28 protein-coding genes are annotated in these 26,346 nt (G+C 56.8%); 11 read left to right on the top strand and 17 right to left on the bottom strand.

What is annotated here, in order from left to right; genetic code table 11:
* Positions 1-35: 35 nt before the first annotated feature.
* From D3871_RS16445 to glnH, 7 genes are read right to left on the bottom strand one after another with little or no spacing between them, the layout of a single operon-like run.
* Positions 36-638: a carboxymuconolactone decarboxylase family protein gene (locus D3871_RS16445; RefSeq protein WP_119770203.1), complete on the bottom strand. Its 603-nt coding sequence runs from the start codon at positions 636-638 to the stop codon at positions 36-38.
* A gap of 2 nt (positions 639-640) precedes the next feature.
* Positions 641-1,978, bottom strand: coding sequence for an aspartate aminotransferase family protein (locus D3871_RS16440; protein WP_119771393.1), 1,338 nt, complete (start codon positions 1,976-1,978; stop codon positions 641-643).
* A gap of 60 nt (positions 1,979-2,038) precedes the next feature.
* Positions 2,039-2,959, bottom strand: a complete 921-nt coding sequence (locus D3871_RS16435; protein ID WP_119770202.1) for a MurR/RpiR family transcriptional regulator — start codon at positions 2,957-2,959, stop codon at positions 2,039-2,041.
* A 23-nt stretch (positions 2,960-2,982) separates the two neighbouring features.
* Complete coding sequence (locus D3871_RS16430) at positions 2,983-4,014, bottom strand: C45 family autoproteolytic acyltransferase/hydrolase (protein WP_119770201.1); 1,032 nt, start codon at positions 4,012-4,014, stop codon at positions 2,983-2,985.
* Positions 4,015-4,018: 4 nt separating this feature from the next.
* Positions 4,019-4,747, bottom strand: coding sequence for a glutamine ABC transporter ATP-binding protein GlnQ (glnQ, locus tag D3871_RS16425; RefSeq protein WP_119770200.1), 729 nt, complete (start codon positions 4,745-4,747; stop codon positions 4,019-4,021).
* Positions 4,744-5,400, bottom strand: coding sequence for a glutamine ABC transporter permease GlnP (glnP, locus tag D3871_RS16420; RefSeq protein ID WP_119770199.1), 657 nt, complete (start codon positions 5,398-5,400; stop codon positions 4,744-4,746). Before glnP ends, glnQ begins: the two co-directional genes overlap by 4 nt.
* Positions 5,401-5,429: 29 nt before the next feature.
* Entirely contained in the window at positions 5,430-6,179 is a 750-nt protein-coding gene (gene glnH, locus D3871_RS16415; RefSeq protein WP_119770198.1) for a glutamine ABC transporter substrate-binding protein GlnH, read from the bottom strand.
* 90 nt (positions 6,180-6,269) lie between these two features.
* Between glnH and D3871_RS29860 the strand changes: the two genes are divergently transcribed.
* Both D3871_RS29860 and D3871_RS16405 read left to right on the top strand, forming a co-directional pair.
* Positions 6,270-7,106 carry a hypothetical protein gene (locus D3871_RS29860; RefSeq protein ID WP_147376828.1) on the top strand — a complete coding sequence of 279 codons (837 nt, stop codon included), beginning with the start codon at positions 6,270-6,272 and terminating at the stop codon, positions 7,104-7,106.
* Between the two features lie 65 nt (positions 7,107-7,171).
* Complete coding sequence (locus D3871_RS16405; RefSeq protein WP_119770196.1) at positions 7,172-7,669, top strand: DUF1801 domain-containing protein; 498 nt, start codon at positions 7,172-7,174, stop codon at positions 7,667-7,669.
* Positions 7,670-8,389: 720 nt separating this feature from the next.
* Here D3871_RS16405 and D3871_RS29855 read toward each other — a convergent pair.
* Positions 8,390-9,049 (bottom strand): hypothetical protein, encoded by a 660-nt coding sequence (locus tag D3871_RS29855; RefSeq protein WP_147376827.1) that lies wholly within the window; start codon positions 9,047-9,049, stop codon positions 8,390-8,392.
* A gap of 1,042 nt (positions 9,050-10,091) precedes the next feature.
* Between D3871_RS29855 and D3871_RS30885 the strand changes: the two genes are divergently transcribed.
* Positions 10,092-10,541 (top strand): phage integrase N-terminal SAM-like domain-containing protein, encoded by a 450-nt coding sequence (locus D3871_RS30885; RefSeq protein WP_233575679.1) that lies wholly within the window; start codon positions 10,092-10,094, stop codon positions 10,539-10,541.
* 48 nt (positions 10,542-10,589) lie between these two features.
* Positions 10,590-10,991, top strand: coding sequence for a tyrosine-type recombinase/integrase (locus D3871_RS30880; protein WP_338016863.1), 402 nt, complete (start codon positions 10,590-10,592; stop codon positions 10,989-10,991).
* Here the strand turns inward: D3871_RS30880 and D3871_RS31380 are convergent.
* The 4 genes from D3871_RS31380 to D3871_RS16375 all read right to left on the bottom strand — a co-directional run bounded on the left by D3871_RS31380 (position 10,988) and on the right by D3871_RS16375 (position 16,163).
* A complete protein-coding gene (locus D3871_RS31380) occupies positions 10,988-12,658 on the bottom strand; it encodes a methyl-accepting chemotaxis protein (protein WP_119770194.1) in 1,671 nt (556 codons plus the stop codon). The genes D3871_RS30880 and D3871_RS31380 overlap by 4 nt on opposite strands.
* 207 nt (positions 12,659-12,865) lie before the next feature.
* Entirely contained in the window at positions 12,866-14,236 is a 1,371-nt protein-coding gene (locus D3871_RS16385) for an 8-oxoguanine deaminase (protein WP_119770193.1), read from the bottom strand.
* A gap of 150 nt (positions 14,237-14,386) precedes the next feature.
* Positions 14,387-15,325: a LysR substrate-binding domain-containing protein gene (locus tag D3871_RS16380; RefSeq protein ID WP_119770192.1), complete on the bottom strand. Its 939-nt coding sequence runs from the start codon at positions 15,323-15,325 to the stop codon at positions 14,387-14,389.
* A 313-nt stretch (positions 15,326-15,638) separates the two neighbouring features.
* Entirely contained in the window at positions 15,639-16,163 is a 525-nt protein-coding gene (locus D3871_RS16375) for a hypothetical protein (protein WP_119770191.1), read from the bottom strand.
* A 248-nt stretch (positions 16,164-16,411) separates the two neighbouring features.
* Between D3871_RS16375 and D3871_RS16370 the strand changes: the two genes are divergently transcribed.
* The 3 genes from D3871_RS16370 to D3871_RS16365 all read left to right on the top strand — a co-directional run bounded on the left by D3871_RS16370 (position 16,412) and on the right by D3871_RS16365 (position 18,584).
* Complete coding sequence (locus D3871_RS16370) at positions 16,412-17,437, top strand: IS701 family transposase (RefSeq protein ID WP_119770190.1); 1,026 nt, start codon at positions 16,412-16,414, stop codon at positions 17,435-17,437.
* 96 nt (positions 17,438-17,533) lie between these two features.
* A complete protein-coding gene (locus D3871_RS31540) occupies positions 17,534-17,707 on the top strand; it encodes a DUF6726 family protein (RefSeq protein ID WP_338016847.1) in 174 nt (57 codons plus the stop codon).
* Between the two features lie 346 nt (positions 17,708-18,053).
* Positions 18,054-18,584, top strand: a complete 531-nt coding sequence (locus D3871_RS16365; RefSeq protein ID WP_119770189.1) for a hypothetical protein — start codon at positions 18,054-18,056, stop codon at positions 18,582-18,584.
* Between the two features lie 101 nt (positions 18,585-18,685).
* Here D3871_RS16365 and D3871_RS16360 read toward each other — a convergent pair whose 3' ends face one another.
* Entirely contained in the window at positions 18,686-19,048 is a 363-nt protein-coding gene (locus tag D3871_RS16360; RefSeq protein ID WP_119770188.1) for a hypothetical protein, read from the bottom strand.
* A 146-nt stretch (positions 19,049-19,194) separates the two neighbouring features.
* Here D3871_RS16360 and D3871_RS16355 point away from each other — a divergent pair, with 146 nt between their 5' ends.
* Entirely contained in the window at positions 19,195-19,527 is a 333-nt protein-coding gene (locus D3871_RS16355) for a thioredoxin family protein (RefSeq protein ID WP_119770187.1), read from the top strand.
* A 105-nt stretch (positions 19,528-19,632) separates the two neighbouring features.
* On the opposite strand, the gene D3871_RS30250 is transcribed toward D3871_RS16355, so the two are convergent.
* Together D3871_RS30250 and D3871_RS16345 are read right to left on the bottom strand one after the other, a co-directional pair.
* Complete coding sequence (locus tag D3871_RS30250) at positions 19,633-21,327, bottom strand: YsnF/AvaK domain-containing protein (RefSeq protein ID WP_158597953.1); 1,695 nt, start codon at positions 21,325-21,327, stop codon at positions 19,633-19,635.
* Between the two features lie 427 nt (positions 21,328-21,754).
* Entirely contained in the window at positions 21,755-22,228 is a 474-nt protein-coding gene (locus D3871_RS16345) for a hypothetical protein (RefSeq protein ID WP_119770186.1), read from the bottom strand.
* Positions 22,229-22,404: 176 nt separating this feature from the next.
* On the opposite strand from D3871_RS16345, the gene D3871_RS16340 reads away from it, so the two are divergent.
* The 3 genes from D3871_RS16340 to D3871_RS16330 are packed head-to-tail and all read left to right on the top strand — an operon-like array spanning position 22,405 to position 25,422.
* Positions 22,405-23,691, top strand: a complete 1,287-nt coding sequence (locus D3871_RS16340; protein WP_119770185.1) for an SDR family oxidoreductase — start codon at positions 22,405-22,407, stop codon at positions 23,689-23,691.
* A complete protein-coding gene (locus D3871_RS16335) occupies positions 23,691-24,155 on the top strand; it encodes a DUF2269 family protein (RefSeq protein ID WP_119770184.1) in 465 nt (154 codons plus the stop codon). Before D3871_RS16340 ends, D3871_RS16335 begins: the two co-directional genes overlap by 1 nt.
* 22 nt (positions 24,156-24,177) lie before the next feature.
* Positions 24,178-25,422, top strand: a complete 1,245-nt coding sequence (locus D3871_RS16330) for a glycoside hydrolase family 1 protein (RefSeq protein ID WP_233575678.1) — start codon at positions 24,178-24,180, stop codon at positions 25,420-25,422.
* A 107-nt stretch (positions 25,423-25,529) separates the two neighbouring features.
* Here D3871_RS16330 and D3871_RS16325 read toward each other — a convergent pair whose 3' ends face one another.
* Positions 25,530-25,847 carry an alpha/beta fold hydrolase gene (locus D3871_RS16325; protein WP_119770183.1) on the bottom strand — a complete coding sequence of 106 codons (318 nt, stop codon included), beginning with the start codon at positions 25,845-25,847 and terminating at the stop codon, positions 25,530-25,532.
* A gap of 215 nt (positions 25,848-26,062) precedes the next feature.
* Positions 26,063-26,344 (bottom strand): hypothetical protein, encoded by a 282-nt coding sequence (locus tag D3871_RS16320; RefSeq protein WP_119770182.1) that lies wholly within the window; start codon positions 26,342-26,344, stop codon positions 26,063-26,065.
* Between the last annotated feature and the right edge of the window lie 2 nt (positions 26,345-26,346).

Genomic DNA, 26,346 nt, shown 5'->3' with positions numbered 1-26,346 from the left:
CTACATGGACGGCCCCGGGTATAGCCCCGAGTCACTCAAATTTGCTGAAGGTGAGGACTGGCTACCTGGCAAAACTCGGGCAGGTGCGGCAAGGGCTGCGCCCCGGAGGGCGGCACCTCGGTGCGCGCAGCATTCATCACCATCGAAAGGAAGGTGTAATAGCCATTGATGCCAATCAGATCCACCACACCCTGCTCACCGAACAGCCGCATGGCATCGGCCCAGGTGGTATCACTCACCGATCGGTTCTGGTGTAGTTCCATCGAGAAGGCGTACAGGATCGCTTCGTCTTCGCGCAATCCCTTGGGCAGCCGGCCCTCGGCAATCGCGGCAATCGTTTCGGCTGCGACACCCTCGCGCTCGGCGATCGGCGCATGAATTGCCCACTCCACCCGCTGCGACCACTGGCGGGCGGTGATCAGGATGGCTAGCTCCGACAGGCGCAGGTCTAGTGCGCTGCGGTAGCGCAAGTATTCGCCCATGCGCTGGGCATGGGCCATCAATTCGGGACTGCGCAACAAGGGGATGAAAGGGGAAATCAATGCGCCGCGCGGACCGTCAATGATTTCCTGGGCGTAGACCCGTTGTTCGGCAGTCCATTGTTCCGGCGCAATTGTCGGCAGGCGGTCGGATTTCATCGTCATGGCTCCGTCAAGGCCGGAATGGCTTGCTCGACCGATGTGGCGAGCAAATCGACGACCTGATCGATGTCGGATTTCGTCATGATGAAAGGCGGCGCCAGCAGGATATGGTCGCCCCGCTGACCGTCGATAGTGCCGCCCATGGGATAGATCATCAAGCCGTTGTTCATGGCCTGCGCCTTGATCTTTGCATGCAATTTCAAGTCCGGATCGAATGGCATTTTCGTGGCCCGGTCCTTGACCAGTTCCACGCCCATGAACAGCCCGCGGCCGCGGATGTCACCGACATTCGGGTGATCGCCGAGGCGCTGCTCCAGCGATGTTCTCATGTGTTCGCCAAGTATGCGCACGCGCGACATGAGCTGGTCGCGCTGTATAACTTGCTGCACCGCGAGCGCAGCGGCACAGGCGGTGGCGTGGCCGATGTAGGTATGCCCGTGCTGGAACAAACCGCTGCCATTGCGTATTGGATCCATGATCCGTTCGCTCGCCAGCAATGCGCCGATAGGCTGGTAACCGCCACCCAGGCCCTTGGCAATGGCCAGAATGTCGGGCACTACGCCATCCTGCTCGACGGCGTAGAGTGTGCCGGTGCGACCCATACCGCACATCACTTCATCGGCGATGTACAGGATGCCATAGCGGTTGCACAGCTCGCGCACGCCCTTGAAATAGCCCTGCGTCGGCGGTACCGCACCGGCGGTGGCACCGACCACGGTCTCCGCACAAAAACCGATCACTCGCTCAGGTCCGACTTCCAGGATTTTGTCTTCCAACTCTTTCAGCAAACGCCTGGTGTATTGCTCCGGCGTCTCGTCGTCGCGCCGGTCGCGGTATTCATAGCACGGCGACACCCGAGCCACATCGACCAGCAGAGGGGCAAACTGCTTGCGTCGCCATTCATTGCCGCCAACGGCCAGTGCACCCAGCGTATTGCCGTGGTAGCTCTGGCGCCGAGCAATGAATACAGTCCGTTCGGGCTGGCCGATTTCGACGAAATACTGCCGCGCCAGCTTGAGCGCCGCTTCCATCGCTTCCGAGCCGCCGGAGACAAAGTAGACATTGTCCAAGCCCTTGGGCGCATGCGCGACCAGATGATCGGCCAGCTGCTCCGAGACTTCGGAGGTAAAGAAACCGGTATGGGCATAGGCAAGCTTGTCGATCTGGGCATGCATTGCAGCAACGACATTGGGATGGGCATGTCCGAGGCAGGATACGGCCGCGCCGCCGCAGGCGTCGAGGTAGGCCTTGCCGGCACTGTCGAAGATGTGAATCCCTTTGGCGCCCGCTGCCACGGGCGGCGTCGTACGAAGATTGCGATGGATGATATGAGTCATGATCGTTTCGGAGTAGAAGTGACGTTCGGATGTTGTGATCGAGACTGCCGGCAATGCAGCTCAGTCGGTCTCGATGTTGAGTTCGTTGATGAAGCCTTCGCGCCGCTCAAGCGCCTGCAGTGCATGGTCGCCCAGCTCGCGCGCCACCAGGTTGAGCAAGCCTTCGCAGAACACCACATAGGCGCCCATGCTGTTGCTGATGAAACTGCTTTCATGGGGAATGAAGAACGCGTGGCGCGCCGGCGGCACCAGCGGTGAAGCCCGCGTGTCGGTCAATGCAATGACTGCAATCCCGGCTTGCTCGGCGGCGCGCGCGACATCCACCACCATACGGGTATAGGGCGCCACGCTGGATACCACCAACACATCGCCTTTTTCCATCTGGGCCAACCCTTCCGCCACGCCGAGCCCCGGGCCGTCAAGCAGGGAGACATCGGCCCGCATCATCCCCAATCCATAGGTGAGGTAACTCGACAGGGAATGGATCTGCCTTAGTCCATAGGCGCGCACACGCCTGGCGCGCGCCAGTAATCGTGCAGCGCCGGTCAGGTCCTTGGTGTTGAGTTGCGACAGGAAGCCGTCGATATTCCTGATCGATTCCTGTGCCAGTTTCATGACCACGCCGATTTCCGTGGTCGGTTCCGACTTTGCAGCATCGTCGATCAGGCGATGCGCCTGCTGCGTGTAGAACTTGCGCGACGATTCCGTCACATTGTTGCGGAACACGCTCTGGAAATCGGCAAAGCCCGCATAGCCCAGCCTAGTCGTCAAGCGGGTGAGGGTGGAGGGATTGACGCCAAAGCTATCGGACAATTCGGTAATGGTCCGCACCGCCACGTCGTTAGGTCGGTCCACCAGTTTGGCCAGGACGGCATGCGCCTTGCCGCCCAGGGATACGGCGGCATCGCCGCGTCCGATGGCAATCACCAGTTCGCGTAATTGCTCTATCGTTCGGGGCACGGGGCTGCCGGTCTTGGCCATGTTGAAAACCTTTCGTCGTTGGATCAGCGTTGGGCGCCATTGATCATGTGGAACAGGGGAACTCGGGACTTCCGAGTATAAACCTCCCACTCGACGCTATCGGCATGGATACGGATGCTCGCGGTTGCCATGGTGTTTTCCTGATCGCTGTCGTCCGGGGCGTCACGAAAGATCGGAAACTTCGCATTGCCCTGGTCGAACAGGATGGACAGGGGATCAAGTGCCGTGCCCTGCGCCGCCGACTGTTGCAGCAACTCATCGCCGCGTATCTGCCGGTAGCCGGAGGAGCCGGTGACGATCTGGGGCTGGTTCGCCATTGCCGCATGGATCATATGGTTGGCGTGGAGGGCCGGCTTGTTGAGCTTTACCACTGAACACAGGGCGGCATTGAATTCGACGCTAACCAGATCCGGATTTCCCGCCTGACCCAGGGTGAGGTGGAAGCCGCCGGATCTCGGGCAGCTTTGCAGATAGCCTAACGCCGACGCGACGTCGGCAAGATCGAGGATCGCGCGGGCCACCACCATGCGTGGCAAGCCGAAGTCGGTGTGCAGGGTGCGCAGGTTGTTGACTGTCATTGCCAGGCCGGCATCGCTAACGGCAAAGGTATGACCGGGCAGCGATCCGGGATAGACGAAGGATGCAAAGCGGCGGCGGCCTTCCACCGTGATTTCCGCAATGGCGCATTGGCCGCTGAAGCCGGGATCGCCGTCTTCATTGTGGGCGAAGGCAGGATGGTCCGTGCCAGGCACCTGCACCGTGGTACAGCCATCGGGTGCCATCGCCCAAACATCGCCACGGCAGTTCCATAGCAGCACTTCATCGAAGGGAATTTCCAGGCCGGCTGCCATGCCTTGCAATTCCTGCCAGTACTGCGGATGTCGCTGCTGTACCAGCCGGCCCATCTCGCGCACAGCTTCGCTGCCGCGCCATTGCATGACGGTTGCCCATGCCTCGGTATTCTTCATGTAGGCATGCATCGCCGGGGCGCCGAAGCGTCCGAGGGCGGCGCCTACATCGAACGGGGATCCTTGTATCTTCAAATGGGACAGCATGTGATTACTCAACGTGTTGGAGAAACTCCCGCAAGCGCGGATTCTTCGGGTTATCGATCAGTTCGGCGGGCGGACCATCGACGGCAATGTGGCCGTGCTCCATGAAGATCAGGCGCGTACCGACCTTGCGGGCAAAGGCGATCTCATGGGTGACGACGATCATGGTCATGCCTTCCTCTGCCAACGACTGCATCACGCGCAATACTTCCTGGCGCAGTTCCGGGTCGAGGGCAGAGGTCGGTTCGTCAAAGAGCATCAGCTTGGGCTTGACCGCTAGTGCCCGGGCGATCGCAACGCGTTGCTGCTGTCCGCCTGAGAGCTCGCTTGGATAATGGTTCTTGCGCTCGGCAAGGCCGACCTTGCGCAAAAGTTCCGTCGCCTGTTTTAAAGCCTCGGCATTCGGTGTTCCGCGCACTTGCCGGGGTCCGAAGGCCACGTTTTCCAACGCCGTCATTTGCGGAAAGAGATTGAATTGCTGGAACACCATGCCGGCTTCCTGGCGGATTTCCCGCACCGTGGATTTTCCGCCGCGTACGCTCAGGCCATCCACGCGCAAGTCACCGCCGTCAATGGTTTCAAGCGCATTGATACAGCGCAGCAGCGTGGACTTGCCCGACCCTGAAGGCCCGATAAGCACCACCACCTCGCCCTGCTTGATCGCGAGATCGACCTTGTCGAGCACCACGGTTTGACCAAAGCGTTTGCTGACCTGTTGGAAATCAACCATGTTCATAGTATGCGCATTCGTTTTTCGACCATCCGCAGCGCTAGGGTCAGCGCGCCGATCAGGCACAGGTAAATGATGGCCACGGCGGACCAGATTTCCACGGCGCGGAAGTTCGCCGCCATGATTTCCTGTCCCTGGCGGGTCAGTTCGCCGACGCCGATGACGATGAAGAGCGAAGTGTCTTTCAGGCTGACGATAAATTGATTGCCCAGCGGCGGTGTCATGCGGCGGAAGGCGACCGGGCCGATCACGAAGGCCAGCACGCGCCATACCGGGACGCCGAGGGCAAGACCAGCTTCGCGCAAGCCCTTGGGCACTGACAGGAAAGCGCCGCGCACGATCTCGGCGATGTAGGCGCCGGAATTGACGATGATGGCCGTAACCGCTGCCGTCATCGGATCGACACGGATATGCGCCAGCATCGGCAGGGCGAAATAGATGAACATTACTTGCACGACGATGGGCGTGCCGCGTACCAGTTCGACATAGGCAAAGCCGATCGAACTGAACAGGCGATTGCCATAGGCGCGCATGAGGCCGAATAAGAGGCCCACCAGGCTGCCGCCGACCAGGCCGGCAACGGTGATCAGCACCGTCAGCTTGGCTCCCTGCAGCAACGCCGGCAAGGCGTCAACAATTACTAACCAGTCAAAATCCATGGTGGGTCTCTTGTGGGTTCAATGAATCATCAAGGTTTCGGCGGTTCGACGCCGAACCACTTCTTGTAGATGCTGCTGTAGCGGCCATCGACTTTCATTTTGGCCAGTACCGCATTGACCTTGGGGACGAGCGGACTGCCCTTGGGGAAGCCAATGCCGTACTGATGCGCCATCATCTGCGTACCGACGACCTTGACCCGGCCCTTGCCTGCGGTGGCGGCGTAATACAGCACGTTCGGCGTGTCATGCATGGCGGCATCTACGCGGCCGGTGGCCAGTTCGAGATAGGCATTGTCGATATTGGGGAACTGGCGCAGTTCAGTGCCGGCGAAATTGGCCTTGGCATAATCGGCGGCCGAGGTGCCGGTCTTGATTGCGAGGCTCTTGCCCTTGAGGTCTTCGCCGCCCTTGATCGGACTGTTGGCGGCCACCATCAGCATGAAGCCGCTGTCGTAATACCCGTCAGAAAAATCGATGACCTTCTTGCGCTCATCCTTGATCGTGATGCCGGCCAAGGCAACGTCGACGTTCTTGGTTTGCAGCGCGGGAAGAATGCCGTTGAAGTCCATCGGCTGCAGCTTGTAGGTGACGCCCAGTTCCTTGGCGATGGCATCCCACATGTCGATGTCGAAGCCGACATACTTGTCGCCTTGCTTGAATTCAAAAGGAACAAAAGCAGTGTCGCAGGCAACGGTCAAGGTTTCCGCCTGCGCGGCAATGCTGAAGAAAGAAACGGCGGACAGTGCGGCGGCCAAAAACTTTCTGCGATGTGACTTCATGGCTGACCTTTCGGTGGAAGTAATCGGAGCGCACCAATATCGTGATTCCCGGTGCACCAAGATAATGCATTTTGAATTTGCGTATGCATTATGAATGCAAATATATTTGCATTTAAAAGTCGATGCAAGTCTTTTTTGCGTGCGATCTTTCCGAGATGCACGATCGCCAAAGCCGACTGCCCCAAAGATCGGACCCCGACGCCGACCCCGATCACGATTCGTAACCGTGCAGGTAGCTGCCAGCAATTGAAGCTAATCGAGAGAGACAGACCGGATAACTATTCCGCTCAGGCGCGGATCCTCAAGGCGGTGGTAGCAAGCTATGTCACCTCCGAAGAACATCCATCTCGGCATCTTGGGAACGTAGGGGTAATCGACAATTCTCGTATCCTTGCAAGCAACGCCGCCATGCACGTCGAAGTGGCTGGAGTCGACAGGGCATCGAGTGGGAATGAGCTCCAAGCCTTGCACGAACCCGGTACCAATTGGCAAATACTGCTCTTATCGCCAGAATGGCGGTATAGTCCAGTGCCGTCTTTCATCTACGCCAGTATGTCCTTCATCGTCCGCTTATTTTTCATCTTCTTTTATGGCCTGCTTCCGGCAGCGTCTTCTATGGCGGACAACGGGCGGGAAGCTGCCATCGCGATTGAAAGGGCTGTCGCTTCCTGCCGGGGTGACCAGCAATGCGAAGCGGCTGCGCGCAAGCGCGAAATATCGGTGGCGGAAAAACAGCAGCAGCGTGAGGCGGCGGACAATGCATTGAAAGCGTCCGACCCGGGCGCCTATTATCTGACGCTACTCGGCAGGTTTCTGACAGCTTTTGCATTCATCGGCGGCGCAGCCGGCCTTTATGTGCTTGTCATGCATTTATTATTTGGCAAGCGGAAGCGCCGCCCAAAAAACCAGACCGATCTTCCCGATTGAATCCCATGTCACCTGATAGATTCGACAAATCTATTTGGACATCAGAATAAGTTGGAGAATGAACCATGGCACTAAAACCAAAGAGTAGTGAGCCAAAGGCAGGCGCGAAGGCCAAGCCAGGTCCGGAAGCGAAGCGCACGACCGTGGAGGTCTCTCGTATTATCGACGAGCGCATCCGGTCTCTGGGTGACTGGCGCGCCGAGACCGTGGCGGAGGTTCGCCGCATGATCCACGAGGCAGACCCGGACATTGTGGAGGAGTGCAAATGGATCAAGCCCAGCAATCCATTGGGGGTACCCACCTGGTCCCACGATGGGATCGTCTGCACGGGAGAGACCTACAAACAGGTAGTCAAGCTGACCTTCGCCCGAGGTGCCGCCTTGGAGGACCCTCGGGGGCTCTTCAACTCCAGCCTGGAGGGGAACACGCGTCGCGCCATCGACATCCGGGAGGGAGAGGTGCTCGACGCTGAGGCGTTCAAGGCCTTGATCCAGGCCGCAGTCGCGGAGAATCAACGGTCAAGGGCATCGAAGTCAGTTGGGCAAAAGGCGTTGCGGGCATGATGCCCAATGCGGCGTTAAACATCATCAATGACATGCCTAACTCACACAACGGACCAGAGATTTCCAGACGCAAAAAAACTCCACTGGTTTGACCAAGGAGGGCGGTGCGGGTTACGGCTCACTAGCGCAGTCGTATTTACCATGGCGCTATGTAATGCCAATCCCAACCCGTAACGTGCCATGACATCGCGTCTTTTTCCGCCTGCCTGCGTTGCACTCGTCGTCAATAGCATGGCTATTGACTCCTCCTGCGCCTTGCCAGTCGAAAAAATCCATCGATTTCATTTGTCACGTTATGGATCAGGATTGGTATAAGTTGTAAGCGTCCGGTCTGAACCGAATTGACGTTCATCGATGGGTTCACGCTAAGGCAACCGAGTCGCCTTAGGCGACTTAGTGTTGACCGCCGTGTTAGAGCGGAACAGACTTTGAACAATCGATCCAAAGAACAGAAACATAAATAGCCCTATGACCGCAGGTACTCCGACAACCAATGCAAAGGTCACCGCCCGGAAGCCTACAGAATTGGCCATTACTACTTCATCTGGCGGCAATGAACCAGAAAAAATAAAGACAACGATGTACAGACATACCGTCAATACTGCCCAAACCACCATGACCTTTCGTAGACTTTTCATAGCTCTAACGCCGCGCTAACAGGCAGGCGCCATGTGCCGCAAAGCGGCAAGATTTTGCTCAGTGTCCTGGTTCAGCAAAGAGTTAGAGCGCATTTGCGACCGCCTTTGAAATATTTTTGAGATATTCATCTGCCCAGCTTTTCCATGCATTCCATTTAGGAGGAGCCAAGCTAGGAATTGTAAAAATAGTCATTTCTCCGACGTCCACGGGCGACGGGGTAGTTAAAGCTGTAGGAATAGGAGGAAGAGTCCTGTTCAGCACCTTGCCAAGAGTTTCGCATGTGCCCGAACCATGGGCAATTAGTATGCGTGGTTTCACGAAGCGAAGAAGCGTGGTAAATATTTCAGTCCCCCTTAATGCACCTCCTCTATGCTCATGATGCTGCAGGTGAGCGCTCATCGGCGTGGAGTAACAGATTACATTGGTTTCCAACACTTGCGATACGCCTACAGATCGTAGCAGCTCTCTAAATCGATCAGTATTCAATCGGGTCGGAGATGGATTTCCATTCGTCATTTCATCATATACCTCACGGCAGCTTTCACCACGTCTATTAAACAATGCATCCAGATGGCGAGTATGGCTAAGCCTTGACGAGTCAAATCCGTTGCGCTGGTTCTTACCCACGATGAAAACATTCGCAGAAATCGGATCCGAAACGTCGGTCATCCATGGCCTCGGCAATTGTCCATTGATTGGTTGAGTCAACTGCGCAATGACACTTTCAAATTCAGTATTCACAAGTGCTCCCTATCCATACGTTCTAACGACTTAGGTAACCAACATGCCGCTTGCGCGCATGTTGACGTTGACCGGCGAGTTAGATTTACAACCATTTTTTCTCCAATGCCCAGAAAGACAACACAAGCATAGTGATGAGTATGTGCCCATATGCGAAGCGTCTCGCTTGAGGTCGGTTCCTTTCTCTATCTCTTAGAAGTAGCGCCCAGATAGCGGCCAGTGGCGCAGCCCAGAAAAAAATGATGATGCCAAAACTTATGCTCAACGCGCTTAAGAAATGCTCTGCGTCTCGAATTATCATAAACGCCCCGAAAAGAATTAGCATCGTAGCTAGGCTGACTGATCGCCAAACAACACTCTCAAGGCTTCCAAATTTCAAATCCAGCTTGCAGCGCGAATCGAGATAAGCACTGATAATAAATGCCGCGAACAACGAGGAAACGAAAGAGAAACCTTGGTGCGATAGAAAGGAAGTACGCTCGGCTATCACTGCTCCCGCAAATACGAGGCAGAGCAAGATGGATAAAAGGCCAAGGATGTGTTCCACGCTTCGAAGCTTCATGAAATCTAACGAATGAAAGGGACTTCCCCGTCCCAAGCGAGCGGCGAAGTCATCACCGCCTGTAATAGCGGTATAAGGATGGAGATTCCGATCAACATCAATCACCAAACGAGAGGGGAAGTCATGAGCAAGATTACCATTATTGTTGCCTGAAATGTCAGTCTGGAAGGCGTTGCCGTAGTCGGTATTGACCTGGCTAAGAACGTGTTTGCCGTAATGGCGTTAATTCCGCTGGCAAACCAGTGTTATCTCGGGTACCTGTTCGAGATATTTTCTTCGAAATCGTCCGCGTCCACGACGTAACGTTTCGGCGCCATATATGAATCCGTGCTCTCCAAGCAAAGCGATTTTTCATGTTCGCTTTGACTCCTTAGCCATTTCGAAATCTCAGACTCCCTCGTCGATTCTCGAGGATGATTTGCATATTCGCTTGGAGTCATGGCCTCGATTCGCTATGCATAACTTGTTATAAATCGCAAAATGCCAGATTACCATGGCGTGGAGTCGATAAATATTGGAGCGATGCCGCTTCGGATTGCATTGGTTAATGCTGCATATATGTGCAGTATTAACAGCAACGGCAAACATGACAAGCCGGTTTTGACTTCTACTCGATTACTCGATCAGCTGCGTGAGCGTTTGCGCTATATGCACTACTGCTTGCGTACGGAAAAGAACTACATCTACTGGGTGCGCTGGTTCATTCGTTGGCACCGTCTCAAAATATCCCAGAGACATGGAGGCAAGGAAGTTGAGGCATTTTTATCGATGCTGGTTAATGAGCGGAACGCGGCACCTTCCACCCATCGCCAGGTTCTGAGCTTTGTTGTTTTTGTACAAGGAAGTTCTGGATATCGAACTGCCATGGATGCAGGACATTGGCCGGCCCACGCCGACCAAGCGTATTCCTGTGGTGTTGTCCGTCGCTGAAGTGCGGCAAATACTTGGCCTCATGGAGCGAGTAACCGGCCTGCTTGCCTGACTTCTATACGGCACCGGGATGCGCTGCGTGAAGGTCTGGCATTGCAGGTCAAGGATATTGATTTCGAGCGGCGCGTCATCATCGTGAGGCAAGGCAAGGGTGGCAAGGATCGGGTCGTGATGCTGCAGGACGTACTCAAGCCGGCTCTACGGGAACCATTGGGTTATGCCCGGGCGCTGTGGCAGGCGGATCGGCAGGCCAACTTGCCAGGGGTGTATCTACCGCATGCACTGGAAGCGACGTACCCTCGGGCTGATGGTGGCTGCTTACGGCGCGAGGATGACGTGGTGAAATCCAACCCCGGAATGACTACAGGCAGCCGCGTGGGGCCGCCTGTAGTCAATGTTTTGGCTTCAAGTCGCCAGGCGTGCTTTCAACCAGCTACGCTATCCACTTAAAACTCTTCCCACTCATCTCCGCCACGCTGTGGCGCCGGCGCAGCAATACGCGCGCGATTGCCCGCACGTACCGGCATCGGAGCAGGTGCGCGTAGCGCTACCGGCGCTGCAACCGCAATGGCCGTCCCGGTATTGAATACACTCACAACTTGAACCAGATTGGCGGCCTGTTCCTGCATGCTGGCCGCGGCGGCCGCTGCCTGTTCTACCAGTGCCGCATTTTGCTGCGTCATTTCATCCATGTGGCCGATGGCGCCGTTGACTTCCTCGATACCGCTGCTTTGCTCATTGCTGGCCGCAGTGATTTCGCTCATGATGTCGGCGACGTGTTTGACCGAGTTGACGATCTCCTGCATCGTACGGCCTGCCTCGTCGACCAATGCGCCGCCGGCGTCGACTTTCTCGACCGAGTCATTGATCAGCGATTTGATTTCCTTGGCGGCTGCCGCCGATCGTTGCGCCAGAGTGCGCACTTCCGATGCGACGACGGCAAAGCCACGTCCCTGCTCGCCGGCACGCGCTGCTTCCACCGCGGCGTTCAGCGCGAGGATATTGGTCTGGAACGCAATGCTGTCGATCACGGCGATGATCTCGACCACCTTGCGCGAGCTATCCTTGATCGAGCCCATGGTGCTGACGACACTGTCGACGACTTGTCCGCCCTTGATCGCCTGTTCCGACGCATTGATCACGAGTTGATTCGCCTGCTTGGCATGTTCGGCATTCTGCCTGACGGTGCTGGTGAGTTCCTCCATCGACGATGCGGTTTGTTCCAGTGCACTTGCTTGCGATTCGGTACGCGATGACAGGTCGGCATTGCCGTTCGCGATTTCGCTCGATGCGGTCACGATGGTGTCGGTGCCTTGACGAACCTGGCCGACTATCCTGACCAGGCTTTCATTCATTGCCTTGAGCGCCGCCATCAACTGTCCGGTTTCATCTTTAGAGTTGACGTTGACGACCGTAGTCAAGTCGCCGTTGGCGACGCGCTCGGCCACATCGACCGCTTCGTGCAGAGGCTTGGTAATGCTGCGTGATACGCGAACCCAGATAATGATAGACAGGATCGCGGCGACCACCGCCAGAATATTCAGGATCAGTTGTGCGCTGTTGGCGTCGCTCTCCGCCGCCTTGCCTGCATCATCCATCAATGTTCCCTGATAGGCGATCATGCCGTCAAGCGCGATGAAGTAATTGACTTGCGGTTGCACGAAACTGGTATGAAGGATTTCCTTTGCGCGATCTTTTTGCCCGTCCTTGAACGCCTTCAGAAACTCGTCGCGCACCACCGCATAGCTGGCGCGTGCATCGAGCGCTGCCTTGAGATGTCGCTTGCCTTCGTTCGATTCGATCGCCTTTTCCAATTTGCCGAAGTTTTCGGCGATGATGCGTGTCGAATCGTCAATGCTCGCAAGCAGCTTTATGATTTTTTCTTCATCGGTGAGTAACAGGATGTCACGCATGTTCAGACCGGTCTTGTTCACTTCGATTTGAATGACATTGCCGACCACGGTATTGGGATAGCGATCTTTCACCACCAGATTGATACTGTCGTGAAGCCGGCCGATTTGCGAATCGCCGATGACTGTCGTCATGATCATCAGGGCAATGATCAAGCCGAAACCGATAGCGAGTCGTTTCCCTATTTTCAAATTTAAAATCTTCATGTTCGTGTCTAATTGTCTATGCCAGCCTTGCGGCGGAAGCTTTGGCGCTACTGAGCGTAGCTGCGTCTTGTCTGCGCTTTTTTGCTGAGAGGGTTAAACGCGTGTCTGTTCCGGCGATCGCGATGGCGCGCGATCCTCCAGAACTCGTCAAATGAAACACTGGATTGAAAGTCGGCGCCGGGCATACCGGGCGCCGCGGCGAAAGCGTCAGGCGTTGCTGCGTGTCTTTTCAAGCAGTTCGCGCGCGAGCCGCTGATGTGTTTCGATCAGCCGGCCCGATTCCACGGTCGTGCACTTGCCGTCGCGGACCACGATGCGCCCGTTGACAATACTGCATGCCACATTGACAGGTGTGCAGAACACCAATGCCGCAACGGGGTCGTGCAGCGCGCCTGCAAAGCCGATGTGATGTAGATCGAACATGATGATGTCGGCGGACATGCCCGGCGCGAGCGCGCCGATGTCGTCGCGGTTCAATACCTTTGCGCCGCCCAGTGTGGCGATTTCCAGTGCCTGCCGCGCTGTCATTGCATCCGGTCCGTATCCGACGCGCTGCAGCAGCATGGCCTGACGGACTTCTCCCAGCATGTGGCCGGAATCGTTGGATGCCGAACCGTCAACGCCCAGACCGACCGGTACGCCGGCATCGCACATCTTGCGTATGGGGGCGATGCCCGAGGCCAGACGCATGTTGGAACAGGGACAATGCGCGACGCCGGTGCCGCTGCGCGCAAACAATTGTATGCCGTCGTCGTCAAGCTGGACACAATGCGCATGCCAGACATCATGTCCGACCCAGCCGCAATCTTCCGCGTATTGTGCCGGCGTCATGTTGAATTTTTCACGGCTGTAGGCGATGTCGGTCACGCTTTCTGCCAGATGGGTATGCATGGACACGCCGAAATGCCGGGCCATTGCCGCCGACTCGCGCATCAGGTCGCGCGATACGGAGAAGGGCGAACAAGGCGCAACCACGATTCTTTGCATCGCGTGCCGGGCCGGGTCGTGATAGCTCTCGATCAGGCGCTGCGTATCCTTGAGGATGGCGTCTTCTTCTTCGACGACACGGTCGGGCGGCAAGCCACCCTTGCTCTCGCCCACGCTCATGGAGCCGCGTGCCGCATGGAAGCGCATGCCGATCGCCTGCGCCGCCTCGATGCTGTGATCGAGACGGCAGCCGTTCGGGTAGATATACAGATGATCGCTGGTGGTCGTGCAACCGGACAGCAGTAGTTCCGTCATCGCCGTTTGGGTGGACACGCTGACCATCTCCGGCGTCAGATTGGCCCAGATCGGATAAAGGTTTTGCAGCCAGTTGAATAATTCGCCATTCTGCGCGGATGGAATTGCGCGCGTCAGGCTCTGGTACATGTGGTGATGGGTGTTCACCAGACCCGGTAGCACGACGTGTCCCCGTGCATCGATGACTTCATCGGCTGTTTGCGGCAGGTCTTCCGTAGCACCGACCTGTTCGATGACGTTGCCGCGTACGAAGACGGCGCCGTCGCTGATCTCGCGCCGTGTCTGATCCATCGTTACGAGAACCTGCGCATTCCTGATGAGAAGTGTCTTGCTCATGCTGTCTCCGCTTGCACTGCCGGTCCGGCGGTCGGCATATGGCTATTTATAATGAGCGATAGTAAAGCCTTGCGCATGCACCAGTATATGAATCCGCAGATAGGCGGATTCAGCCTGTGCATATGTGTGCGATACGTTTGATTCGACAGCTTATTTGGAAAGCAGTGACTTCGCAGTGCCGGAAATCAGTTCGCGCAGCCATTTATGTTCGGGCGCGTGGTGGACCCGCTCATGCCAGAGTTGATAAAAACGCATTGCCGGAAACTTGATCGGCACCGTGAATATCTTCAGGGGCAGATTCCTTTCATGAAAGCGCATGAATTGCCGGCCGGTGGTGAGCACCAGGTCGCTGCGCGTCAGCATGTAGGGGATCAGTCCGAAATAGGCAGACTCCACCACTACATTGCGATGCAGATTCTGTCGTGCCAGAAAGGATTCGATCACCCCGAAATAGCCGGCCAGCATCTGCGACGGCGCGACATGCGGCAGCGACAGGTAGTCTTCGACGGTCATGTCGTCGGGACCGGTGCGCAAGGCATAGGCACAGTCGGCGCGCATGATGCAGGCGATCTCATCCTCGAACAGTTTGGACATGTGCAGGTGCTGCGGCGGCTCTTCCCAGTTGGCGATGACCAGATCGAGTTCGCCGTCCGAGAGCAGTTTGAGGTAATCGATTTCCGGTCCGAGACCATGAATGACGACCCGGCTGCGTGGCGATTCGCGGCGCACGCCTGCAACGATATTGGGCAGAAACTGGCTGTCGAGATAATCGGGTGCCGCAATATGAAAGGTGCGTGCCTCATGCTGCGGGGAAAAAGCCGTTTTTTGTGCAAACAGTTTTTCGGTTTCATCCAGAATCTGCTTGGCCGGCTTGAGCAGGCTTTCGCCATGCTGAGTGGGGACCATGCCGCGGGCGCCGCGCACCAGCAGCGGGTCGCCGGTCAGTTCGCGCAGCTTGCGCAGCGAGGCCGAGATGGAAGGCTGCGGCTGGTTCAGTTTCAATGCCACGCGCGAGACATTCTTTTCCGAAAGCAGCAGATACAGAATGCGGATTAAATGAATGTCCAAATGATCTGGCAAGCCCGCCATTACAGCCTCTATATTGTGTCTGGTATGCGAAATATACTTTATGCCCGATGTTTCAGGCTACAAAAGAGTCTATCTTGTAATGGTGCCGCATCAAACGGTATGAATTGAATTGCCGGTATATCGGAAATTCGACATGGCAGGCCGCGAAGAAGGTATACACGCTAGCTGCCGCCATCTTCATGTCTTTGATGGACGCAGCACAGGATTTTTGTAGTACTCCGTAGGGAGTGTGAGTTGGAGGCAGGGTAACCTGCCTCCTTTTTTATGCTATCGATCCAAACGCCGTCCGGCATTGCGCCGCAGGCCCCGTGCGTTATGACGCGGTCGGCCGGCCGAGGGCCAGCACCCGCTGCAGCAGCGCACCGACCATGGATTGACGCTGCTGACTGCGCAATCTTTGCAGATAGGTGGTCGTCGACATCGGCAATACTTGTGCAGGCAGGTTCGCCAGTACGCTGGCATGTTCGGTATGGGCGTCGCCGAGCAGCAGCACGATGGCTTCGGTTCCCCTTGCCAATTCGCGTCCGAGGATTTCACCGGCGGCCAGCTCGTTCTGGCTGCGTTCGACCGCATCATTGTGGCGCCGCTTGAGAACGATGAATTCCTCAAACTCTTCCGTGCATTGAACGCTGACGCCCTGACCGTCATTTGCGCGTATCCATTCGAGCGCATCCGGCACGCCCGGTATATCGATATGCACCAGCAAGGCATGCCTGACCATGTCGGGAATCAGGATGCGTATATCCGGCGCAAGCGCCAGCAGGGTATCAAGTTCATCCACATCTGCAAGCTCGATCAAGGGCCGGGCGTCGGTGACTATCAATGAAGTGGTATGCATGGCATCTCCTGGCGAATCATTGCCGTGGCTCCATTTGCAAGCGGTGTGAAAAGAGGGGGTGGATTCGGCGATGAACTGTATATTCATACAGTATAAGGTGGAAACTGTACGAAATGCCAGCGGAGCGGTAGGTAATGCAATTACACAACATGATTGTGAAAGAACGTAAATAGGACTTACGCAAAAAGTTGATATTTTCGAAAATTACGTAAACCCAAAGCGGGTGAAAAATCTGTAAATTGCCGGGCATGACGACGAAACGCCCGAGCCGACTGGATTACTGCCAATATCTGCTGGTAAGCCAGATCAACTACACCATCACGAACTACGCGGACCATACACCCAACCAGATGAGCCACGATGCGATCAACCGCTATCTGCGCGAAGACCGGCTGACCTCGCGGCTGGTGTGGGAACATGCGCGTGCGCAGCTGCAGCCCTCTGTCCATGGGTATGTCATCTTCGACGACACGGTGCTGGACAAGAACCATTCGCACAAGATCGAGCTGGTGCGGCTGCAGTACAGCGGCAATGCGCACGGGCTGATCAAGGGCATCGGCCTGGTTAATTGCGTGTACGTCAATCCCGAGACGGGCCAGTACTGGGTGATCGATTACCGCATCTACGATCCTGAGCGCGATGGCAAGAACAAGCTCGACCATGTGCAGGACATGCTCACGCAGATCGTGCAGCACAAGCAGTTGCCGTTTCATGCGGTGCTGATGGATACCTGGTACGCGACCAAGGATTTGATGCTGTTTATCGATTCCCTGCGCAAGATTTACTACTGCCCGCTCAAGGACAACCGCCAGGTCGACGATTCCGGTGGCCAGGAACCCTATCGCCGGGTCGATGAACTGGCGTGGACCAATCACGACTGGACGCATGGCAAGCTCATCAAGATCAAGGGCTTCCCCAAGGACTACAAAGTGAAACTGTTCCGGGTCGCGGTGTCCACCCATCGCACGGATTGGGTCGTCACCAACGACCTGGCTCAGGATTCGGACAATGCCGTACAAGAGGTGTGCGGCATGCGCTGGAAAATCGAGCAGTTTCACCGCGAACTCAAGCAAACCACCGGCATCGAGAAGAACCAGTGCCGCAAGGCGCGCATCCAGCGCAACCACATCGCCTGCGCCATGCTCGTCTGGTTGCGCCTGACCGACATCGCCCGACAGACCGGGCAAACCATCTACCGTATCAAGCACGGATTGCTTGACAGCTATCTCTGTCAGCAGCTAAAAAATCCCTCCGTCAAGATGCGTTTTGCGTAAGTCCTAGTAAAGAAGACTACGGCGCAAGGAGTGCAGGCGGTATATTGCTGGTTTGCATTTCACCATCCGTCATCTTGACGGTTATGTAACATTGTTATGAACCTTTTCTCGCGCCTTGTCCTTGTTCTGCTGATCCCTGTTGTTGTATCCGGCTGCGGTGTGCTCGCCGCGCCATGCCGGATTGCTTCCGCCGGTATCAAAATGGTGCCGATTATCGGTCACGCAGCGGCATTGCCGACGGATGCCTGCGCTGCGGTCATCGATCCCTGATTCCATACGGTTTTTTCCTGCTGCCATAAGCTTGTCGGGAAAGCATTTTTTCATCGATAAGCTTTATACTCTCGGTCCCGTTGCATATTGCAGCGGGGAAGAAACATATTGGCGTATCCAGGATCGCCGGTAATGCCATTGCGTCTTGCTGTAATTTTTGCCTACAGCAGGGCCGGTATTTCCGGATTGATCTGTTCCATGTACCGTGCGCGATCAAAGTCCGTGCTTTATCGTCAAAGTAAACTGAGCGTACATCCATCGCGCCGCCACACCGCGTGCATTGCGCGTGGTCCGCACGAGCGGAATGGATGCGCCATATTGTCAACACTTTAGGATTGATTGCAGATTGAATACCACACGAACCAAACGCTGGAACGGGCACCTCGACAGCCTGTCGCGTGACTACCTCAAGGAAGTGCAGCAAAAGATGGAATCCTATGGCGACCGGGTGCAGTTTTCCCTGGTCAGCGGTGGTGGTGAACCAAGTTATCAGGTGATCAATGCTGTCGGAAAAAAGATGGCATTCGATCGCAACCACCATTTGCTGCAGGCGGAAGAAGCCGACTTTGCCGGCGCCAATGCAACCGGCACCCTGAGCATGGACCAGATCAAGTCGGCGATTTCGGGTGTCGGACTTGGTGCCGCGTCGACTTCACGCTCGGTGCGGGTGACACGGGCCAGCCCGGGCACCAAGCGGACATCGGCTGCCAAAGCGAATGAACTGTTTGCTGTCGAGCGCTATGAATATTTCAAGAACAACCGACAGAGTCTGCCGCCTACGATTACCGAGCATAGCGAAGAGATCACCCAGCTGATGCAAAACGGAAAATCGGCTGCGGATGCTTTCAGCGAGGTTGTCTCGAAATATTATTCCTGACGTGCCTGCAGGCCACTGCCATGACCGGCGACGGTCATGGCAGATTGCGGGCGGCTGCGTGATTGTGGCGCTACCGGGTAGTGATGCGAAAGCTGAACGGATCAGACCGAAGGAGGCACCGCTCTTTCGATCGACTGCTTGAGATCGGCTTTCTTTTCGTTCGGATTTCCTCCATCCGGCGCACCTGACCTGATCGAGTCGGCCATCGCATCGGAAGGATTTTCTTCTGCCGTTGCCCCTGCAACATCGATATCCGGCGGCATGCGTCCAACGCTGCTGGCCTGGTCCGATTGCTGGTCGAAGTTCTGTTCCTCCGCAACTGAAAAGCCTTCGTCTTCATAGTCCTCGTCTGATTGCGACAAGGAATGGTCGGACTGCATGGTGTCATCCAGTTCCGTAGGCAAGGTTCGACGCCCGGAGTGCTTGCTGTTTCCCTGATTCGCGGACTGCTGATTTCTTGCCATAATGAATCTCCTGAAAAATTGGTTGTCCACGTCATCTGAGAGCGCAGCTCAAGCCACAAGTTGCGCATGACGATGCATTGATCTGGAATACGTGACGATCGGCTCTTCGTTACAGGCGAGAACAGGCAACAATAAGGAAATTCAACATGGCAATGAACGACAAGTACGCAGAAAAAGATCCAGATCGTTCCGAAATCGATGCCCTTGAAGGGCCGACGATTGTGGAATTTGGGGCGCCATGGTGCGGTTTCTGCATCGCCGGGCAAAAGCCGCTGGCAACTGCATTTGCCGCCTATCCCAAGGTAAGGCATATCAAGATCGAAGATGGACGCGGACGCCGGTTGGGCCGGTCATTCAAGGTCAAGCTCTGGCCTACGCTGATTTTTCTGAACAATGGAACGGAGGTTGCACGGCTGGTGCGATCAACCGACGCCAAGGCAATCGGAGAAGCGCTTCAACAAATTGCCGGCGGACCTTGATAGCGGAAAACAAAATTGAAAAGGCTGGCCACAAGTGACCAGCCTTTCTTCGGTTTCAATGGCCTGTCGGATGCTGGCAGGCCTTTTCCTGGTACCGGTCAGCCTTTAATGCCTGCGGCTTCCGGTGACGCGTTCTGCGCCATAACGCACTGCATCCTTCACCTTGTCCCAAGTGCTGCCGGGGTGGTTCGATTCCCAGTCGTTGCGCAGTTGCGGTTCCACGTCGGTCCACTGGTAGTTCTTGTACTGGTCACTGCCGGCCATCGTGGATCCGTAGCGATAGGCAGCATCGTAGTCTTCATAGCGTCCTCCGGAACTGCCATAGGCGGTTTGCCAATGGCTGCGGAAATCGGCATCGTCACCGCTGAACCCCGTGCCGGCTGTTCCGCCGGCTCCCAACTGTTCGACCTCTACGTCAGTCCGACGTATGGTGTCGTTGATGTTCTCGGTGCGCTGCGATACTTCCTTGCCGACGACAACTTCTTCAATCACACGGGCAGTCTTGGATACGACGGCTTCTTCGGAAGTCTCGCGCAGCTCGATCGAGCCTTCCTTGAACGCAGCAAGGTCTGCCTCGCTCGCCGGCTTGTCCACCGCATGCCGCTCGACCTTGACGTGTTCTTCCCGTAGCTGTACCGACTCATGCACCGGCGTTTCCCGCACACGCTGGAAGACACGTACGCCGCCGCGTTGCACCTGGCGCTTGCCGACCTTGAGCTCTTCCTCGATCACCGGGATTTTTGACGATCCGGTGGTATCGGCAGTGCGCGCCTGTGTATAGGCGGTGCGCTCCTTTTCGATCTCATCGCGGCCATAACGCGGTGCGCTGGGGTCGTATCCGGACCAGCCTTGCTGTTTCCAGTGGCTGCTGCGCTCGTCAACGTCGACCGGGTTGAAACGATTCATGATGTCCGAAACCCGGTCCTGCTGCTCCTCGCTATCCACCTCGACCGTTACCACATAGCTGCCACGTCGTACCGACTCGGCATAAACATCGTGCTGCTCTTTGTAATCGTCGTTGCCTCCGAACAGCGAGCGGAAAAAGCCGCCTACTCCGCCGCCGCTCATGCCATCGGAATCGCGCGTCGTTGCGGCAGTCGAGGTCGCCGCAATTGCGGCATCGTCACGTTCGGGATTGAGCTGAACGCGCGAGCGGTCGATGCCGGCCGTGATCAGTGCTTGCACCGTGCTTTCGGCATCCGAGAAATTGTCATAGACGCCGACCACTGTATCGCTGCTGCCGCTGTCGATCGTGGTGCTGCCCGCGCCATAGATATGCTGGCCGTTGCTGTTGCGCCAGTGCTTTTCAAGATGTGCCGCATCTTCATCGGAACGGGGTGTTACGCCCATCAGAATGCCGCCTTCCTGCAAGCCGCTTTCATAGTGCTTCACGCGTTCTTCCGGAATGCCCCATCCGACCAGCGCACCCAGCAAGCCGCCGGTGGCTGCGCCTGCGCCGGCGCCGGCTGCTGCAGCGGCCAGCGGTCCTGCAATCACCAGGCCAAGCCCGGGCAGCGCAATGCTGGTGCCAGCCGCCGTCATTGCTGCCAGAACCGCGCCCAGCGTACCACCGACGGCACCGCCAATGCCGGCGCCTTCAGCGGCTTTGCTTCCCAGTTCCGTCGTTGCGGTATCGCCATCCGCAAAGTGCTGTTTGCGGGTGTCATCGGACATGACGACATTGATGTCATCCTTGGTATATCCGCGGTCAGACAATCCTTGATACGCACGTTCAGCGCTTTCGCGATCGTAGAACAAACCGGTCAACATATTCGAATCTCTTTTCGATGATAGTGCCATTTCGTTTCTCCTTTAAAAGTTGCGTAAGAGGCACAGATAGACTGCAACGATTTGCTTCGATCAAGACTTCAAGCTCGAAACAGTGTTCGAAGTCCTTCGTCGGTCGTTAGGCGACAGTCATCCATGAATTGCCAACGCGCCCGGATCGGGTCGCAACCAATGATTCGTTGTTCAATTAGAGCAGTTTCAGCCTGACTGTACCGTCGATGCCGGACGCTTTGCCCGCGGCACGGCGTTGTCGCGGGGCCGCCGAGGCCTCCTTGCCATGGCTCGCCATGTCGCGTCGTCGCGCCTTGTTCCACGGGCAAATCGCCTCGGCCTCGCCTGGCAAGTCAGACTGAAACTGCTCTAGTGAAATCACAATGATTTTGTAAGAAACCTATTAGCTTGCTAAGTTCCTTGATGTTTGCTAACGAAAACCGCGGCATCAGTGCCTGCGCGGCGCACTGCTCAGACCGCGCATGGCGAGCCCTGCTCCAAAGCTTGCATAGACAAGAAATAGTGAAGCGGAGGAGAGCCGATGTTCGAAGCCGGGCCGCAATCTTTCAGGCGTAAGTCTGTAATCGGTAAAGCAGGCTATTGCCGCGACTGCGGCACCGCCGAGCAACGCCGCCGGAACATGTCCGCGTTCCGCATGCTCGCCGAACCATTTTTCATACAGGACAGCCCATAGCGTCGAAGAAGCATGATGGATGGCGTAGCCGGTAAGGGTGTAGCGCAGGCTCTTGTCGTTGCGGCGCAAGGCCCGGTCGCCATGAATCCAGTGGCTGATCGCGTTGGTCGGTGCATACGGCGTTCCATCTTCGCTTTCACCGCGTGCGCTTAGTGCTACGGTGGACAAGGCGCTCGCAATGCTGCCGGACACGAGACTATCCTTGCCTGCCTGCTGCCATGTCTTCATGCTTCCTCCATGCAATAGATTAAAGAATGGCGCGAACGCAGACTGTTCATTCTGAACTCGCAACGCTTGGCATCGGTCGTATTGAACATACATTTGTGACGGGCAAAAACAGCGCTGGTTCCCGGCATGCCTTATCGGCACGCGCGCTTGACTGGCGATAAGAGCAGGAGTCGCAATTGGTCGTACTGCTTACCGGGGCAAGCGGATTCATAGGGCGTCAGCTGGCGACGGCGCTGGCGGCCGCACGGCATCGCGTCGTTTGTGCGGTGCGTCATCCGGAAAGGCATACCGACCCGCGCTTTGAATATGTCGCTGCCGATTTCACCCGCGACTTCGATCAGCGCGACTGGATGCCGCGCCTGGCCGGTATAGACATCGTCATCAATGCGGTTGGTATCATTCGCGAGAGCGGTCAGCAAAGCTTCGAATCCATTCATGTACGTGCACCGATCGCGTTATTCTCGGCAGCGGCGCAAAGCCGGGTTCGACTCATCGTGCAGATTTCCGCGCTTGGCGCCGACGAACATGCGGTCAGCCGCTATCACCTGAGCAAGAAGCAGGCGGACGACTTTCTTGCCGGTCTCGATATTCCCTCGGTCATCGTGCAGCCTTCGCTGGTGTATGGCCCGGGCGGAACCAGCGCGCGCATGTTCACCACGCTGGCAAGCCTGCCGCTCATCGCATTGCCGGGCGCCGGCACACAGCAGGTTCAACCGGTACATCTGGATGATCTGATATCCGCGATTCTCGCGCTGCTGCGCGAGCCGGTCGAGCAAGACATGCGACATGGAGTTCGGTTTTCCCTGGTAGGGGCGCGTCCCATCTCGCTACGCGGGTTTCTCGCCACGCTGCGCGCGGCGATGGCGATGGGACCGGCGCGCTTTATCGCCACGCCGATGCCGTTGGTCAGGCTAGGCGCACGACTTGGCGCCATGCTGCCGCATGGTCTGCTCGACGTCGAGACCCTCGGCATGTTGGAGCGCGGCAATACCGCGAGCGCCGCGCAGATGACTGCGCTGCTTGGCCGCCCGCCGCGCGCGATATCCGAGTTCGTGCCGGCGCAAGAGGCCGCTTCGCTATGTATGCATGCCAAGCTGAACTGGCTGCTCCCTTTGCTGCGCGTCAGCATCGCGTTGGTGTGGATAGTCACCGGCATTGTCTCGCTGGGCCTGTATCCGGTTTCCGAAAGCTATGCGCTGCTCGCCCGCGTTGGCATTACCGGCATGCTGGCGCCCTTGATGCTGTATGGCGCGGCATTGATGGACCTGGCATTCGGCGTGGCGATCCTGCTGCTGAAAAAACGGCGCTGGCTGTGGCTGGCGCAAATTGCCGTCATTGTGTTTTTTACCGTTGTGATCAGCCTGCGCCTGCCGGAATTCTGGTTGCATCCATATGGCCCGCTGCTGAAGAACCTACCCATGCTTGCGGCAATCTGGCTATTGCTGGAACTTGAGGAACGCTGATGGAATACATCATCCTCAAATGGCTGCATATCTTGTCGTCGACTTTCCTGTTCGGGACCGGCGTCGGCTCCGCGTTTTATCTGTTGTTCGCCACGCTGACGCGTGATGTGCGTGCAATTGCCGTCGTGTCACGGATCGTCGTGCTGGCCGACTGGCTGTTCACATCGACTACCATCATTATCCAGCCGCTGACCGGTTATCTGCTGATGCGCATCGCGGGCTTTCCGATGAGCGCCCGCTGGATCGCCTGGTCGGTCGGACTCTATGTGATTGCGGTAGCCTGCTGGATACCGGTACTATGGCTGCAGACGCGGCTCAAGCAATTGTCGCGCGAGGCGGCCGATGCCGGCACACCGCTTCCCGATGCGTACTGGCGGTATTTCCGGTATTGGGTGCTGCTCGGCATTCCGGCATTCTGTGCGTTTCTTGCGATTTTCTACCTGATGGTCGCCAAGCCGGCGTAAAGGAAGAAAAAGGAAGCCACCTATGGCAAAACGTCCTGGCATTTTCCCCACCTTTTTCATGTCCGGTTTTGAATGTTCGACCTTCTTGTGGAAGGATCAGGGCAGGCGCAATCTGAACAGTGAAACGCAACACGATGTGCGTGCGCTCGAAGATTATCAAATCCTGCGCGAGCTGGGCATTGCCGTTGCTCGCGAAGGTGTTCCATGGCCACTGGTCGACCGCGGAGGGCGTTTTGATTTCTCGACTTTAGACCCTTACCTCGACGCCATGAAGCGGGCGCAAATCCTGCCGCTATGGGATCTGTGCCACTACGGCTATCCGGATGACGTCGATCCTTTCGATGATGCATTCGGCGCAAGGTTTGCCGCTTATTGCAGAGCCGCCGCCGAGTACCTGATCCCACGCACGCATGCGCCGCATTGCTTCACACCAATCAACGAAATCACGTTTTTTTCGTTTTGCGGTGCCGAATGGGGTTGGGTAGCGCCTTATCGCAAGACCAAGTCCGATCGTCATGCATTCCGGCTTGCGCTGTGCAAGGCGGCGATTGCCGGCGTCAAGGCGATACGCGAAGTGGCGCCGGAAGCCCGCATGGTGCACATCGATCCGCTGGTGCATGTGGTCGCGCCGCGCGACCGTCCCGACCAGATCGAGGTCGCGCGCCATGAAACCTGTGTCGATACCTTTCTCGCCTGGGATGTGCTGGCGGGCATGAAGCATCCCGAACTGGGCGGCTCGCCGGAAGTGCTGGATATTGTCGGCGCCAACAATTATTCGTTCGGCCAGATGGAGTACCGCGAGCAGGGACCGCACAAGGCGCTCGATCCGGATGACGATCGCATCGTGCCGCTGTGCGACCTGCTCGGTACCGTGTGGGAGCGCTACTGCCGCCCGATGATCATCGGCGAAACCAGCGGCATGGGCAAGGGCAGGGATGCCTGGCTCAGGGATGTGATGGAAGAATCGCTTGCAGCGGTTGACCGTGGCATGGACCTGCAAGGCGTCTGCCTGTTCCCGGCAGTCGACATGCCAGACTGGCATACCGGAGAATGGCTGCATAACGGAATCTGCGACCTGATCGATACGAACGGTAGTCTCAAGCCGGTCGCCGACCGTGCCTATGTCGACGAACTGCGGCGCTGGCAAAAGGAATTGAATCGGGTGCTTACCCTGGATGCCGATCCGTTCAGCGACCCGGTAGAACTGCAGGATGTCATTGATGCGGCACACCGGTTGCAGCATCGTCCAGATAGAAACTGGTGCTGATTTCTGTAATAGACTCAGCTATGGTAGTGGCTCTCGCGTTCCGTCGCCGTATCAGTCGATACTGATCGCAAACCAATCCATCGATATGCCGGTTCTGTAGGCATCATTTATGGTTTGGAAACTAAGCACTCCTGATTAAGCTTATCTTTGTGTGTGATGAACAGACCATGCGATGCGCCGCTATATTCCTTGTACTGTACGGTTCTCAGCATTTCCACCGTACGTGCGCCGCTGGACTTGAGCGGGACGGTCTGATCGTCATCACCATGAATGACCAGCGCTGGCACCGAAATCGTCTTCAGGTCAGCTCTAAAGTCCGTCTCGGCAAATGAATGCGCACAATCCAGTGTCGCTTTTGGCGAGGCCGCCAACGCAATCTGCTGCATCCAATCCAAGGTTGCCTGCGATATCGGATGCTTGAGCATGCCAACGTTAAAAATCCATGAATCAGAACGACCGGACGCCCTTGGCCCAAGTCCTGGTAAAACAATTCAACCGGCTGACCGTTGCTGCTCGTGTTTACTTCGATACTCTTCATTGCTACTCCTGCTAGTTGTTTTCATGAACAATAACCGGATAGAGATGGGTAAAGCCCGCGCAAGCAGGCTTTACCGAACTGCAGATGCATCGCAGACACTGTTTAGCTGACCGGTGCCGCCTCGACGTTGTCCGGTGAAGAACCGGCGCCTGTGTCGACAGGAACCGGCTCCGTGTTGTCCGGGCTGGTCGACAGGACACTCATGACCAAGGCCAAGAATGCATTGCCGCTACTGCCAGTGCCCCCGCCTGTCGTAGCGGACGGACCGTTTTGACCGGTATCGCCGGTCGTTACGGTGTTGGTTGCGACAGATGGACTGTCTCCGCCGTTCCCGCCGCATGCCGCCAGTGCGGCCGCCAGAAGGACTACCAAAAAATGTTTCATGC

The sequence above is a fragment of the Noviherbaspirillum saxi genome (assembly GCF_003591035.1).
GTDB lineage: Bacteria > Pseudomonadota > Gammaproteobacteria > Burkholderiales > Burkholderiaceae_D > Noviherbaspirillum > Noviherbaspirillum saxi.
Note: the sequence above shows the minus strand (reverse complement) of the source record. Positions and strands in the feature narration are given on the sequence as shown.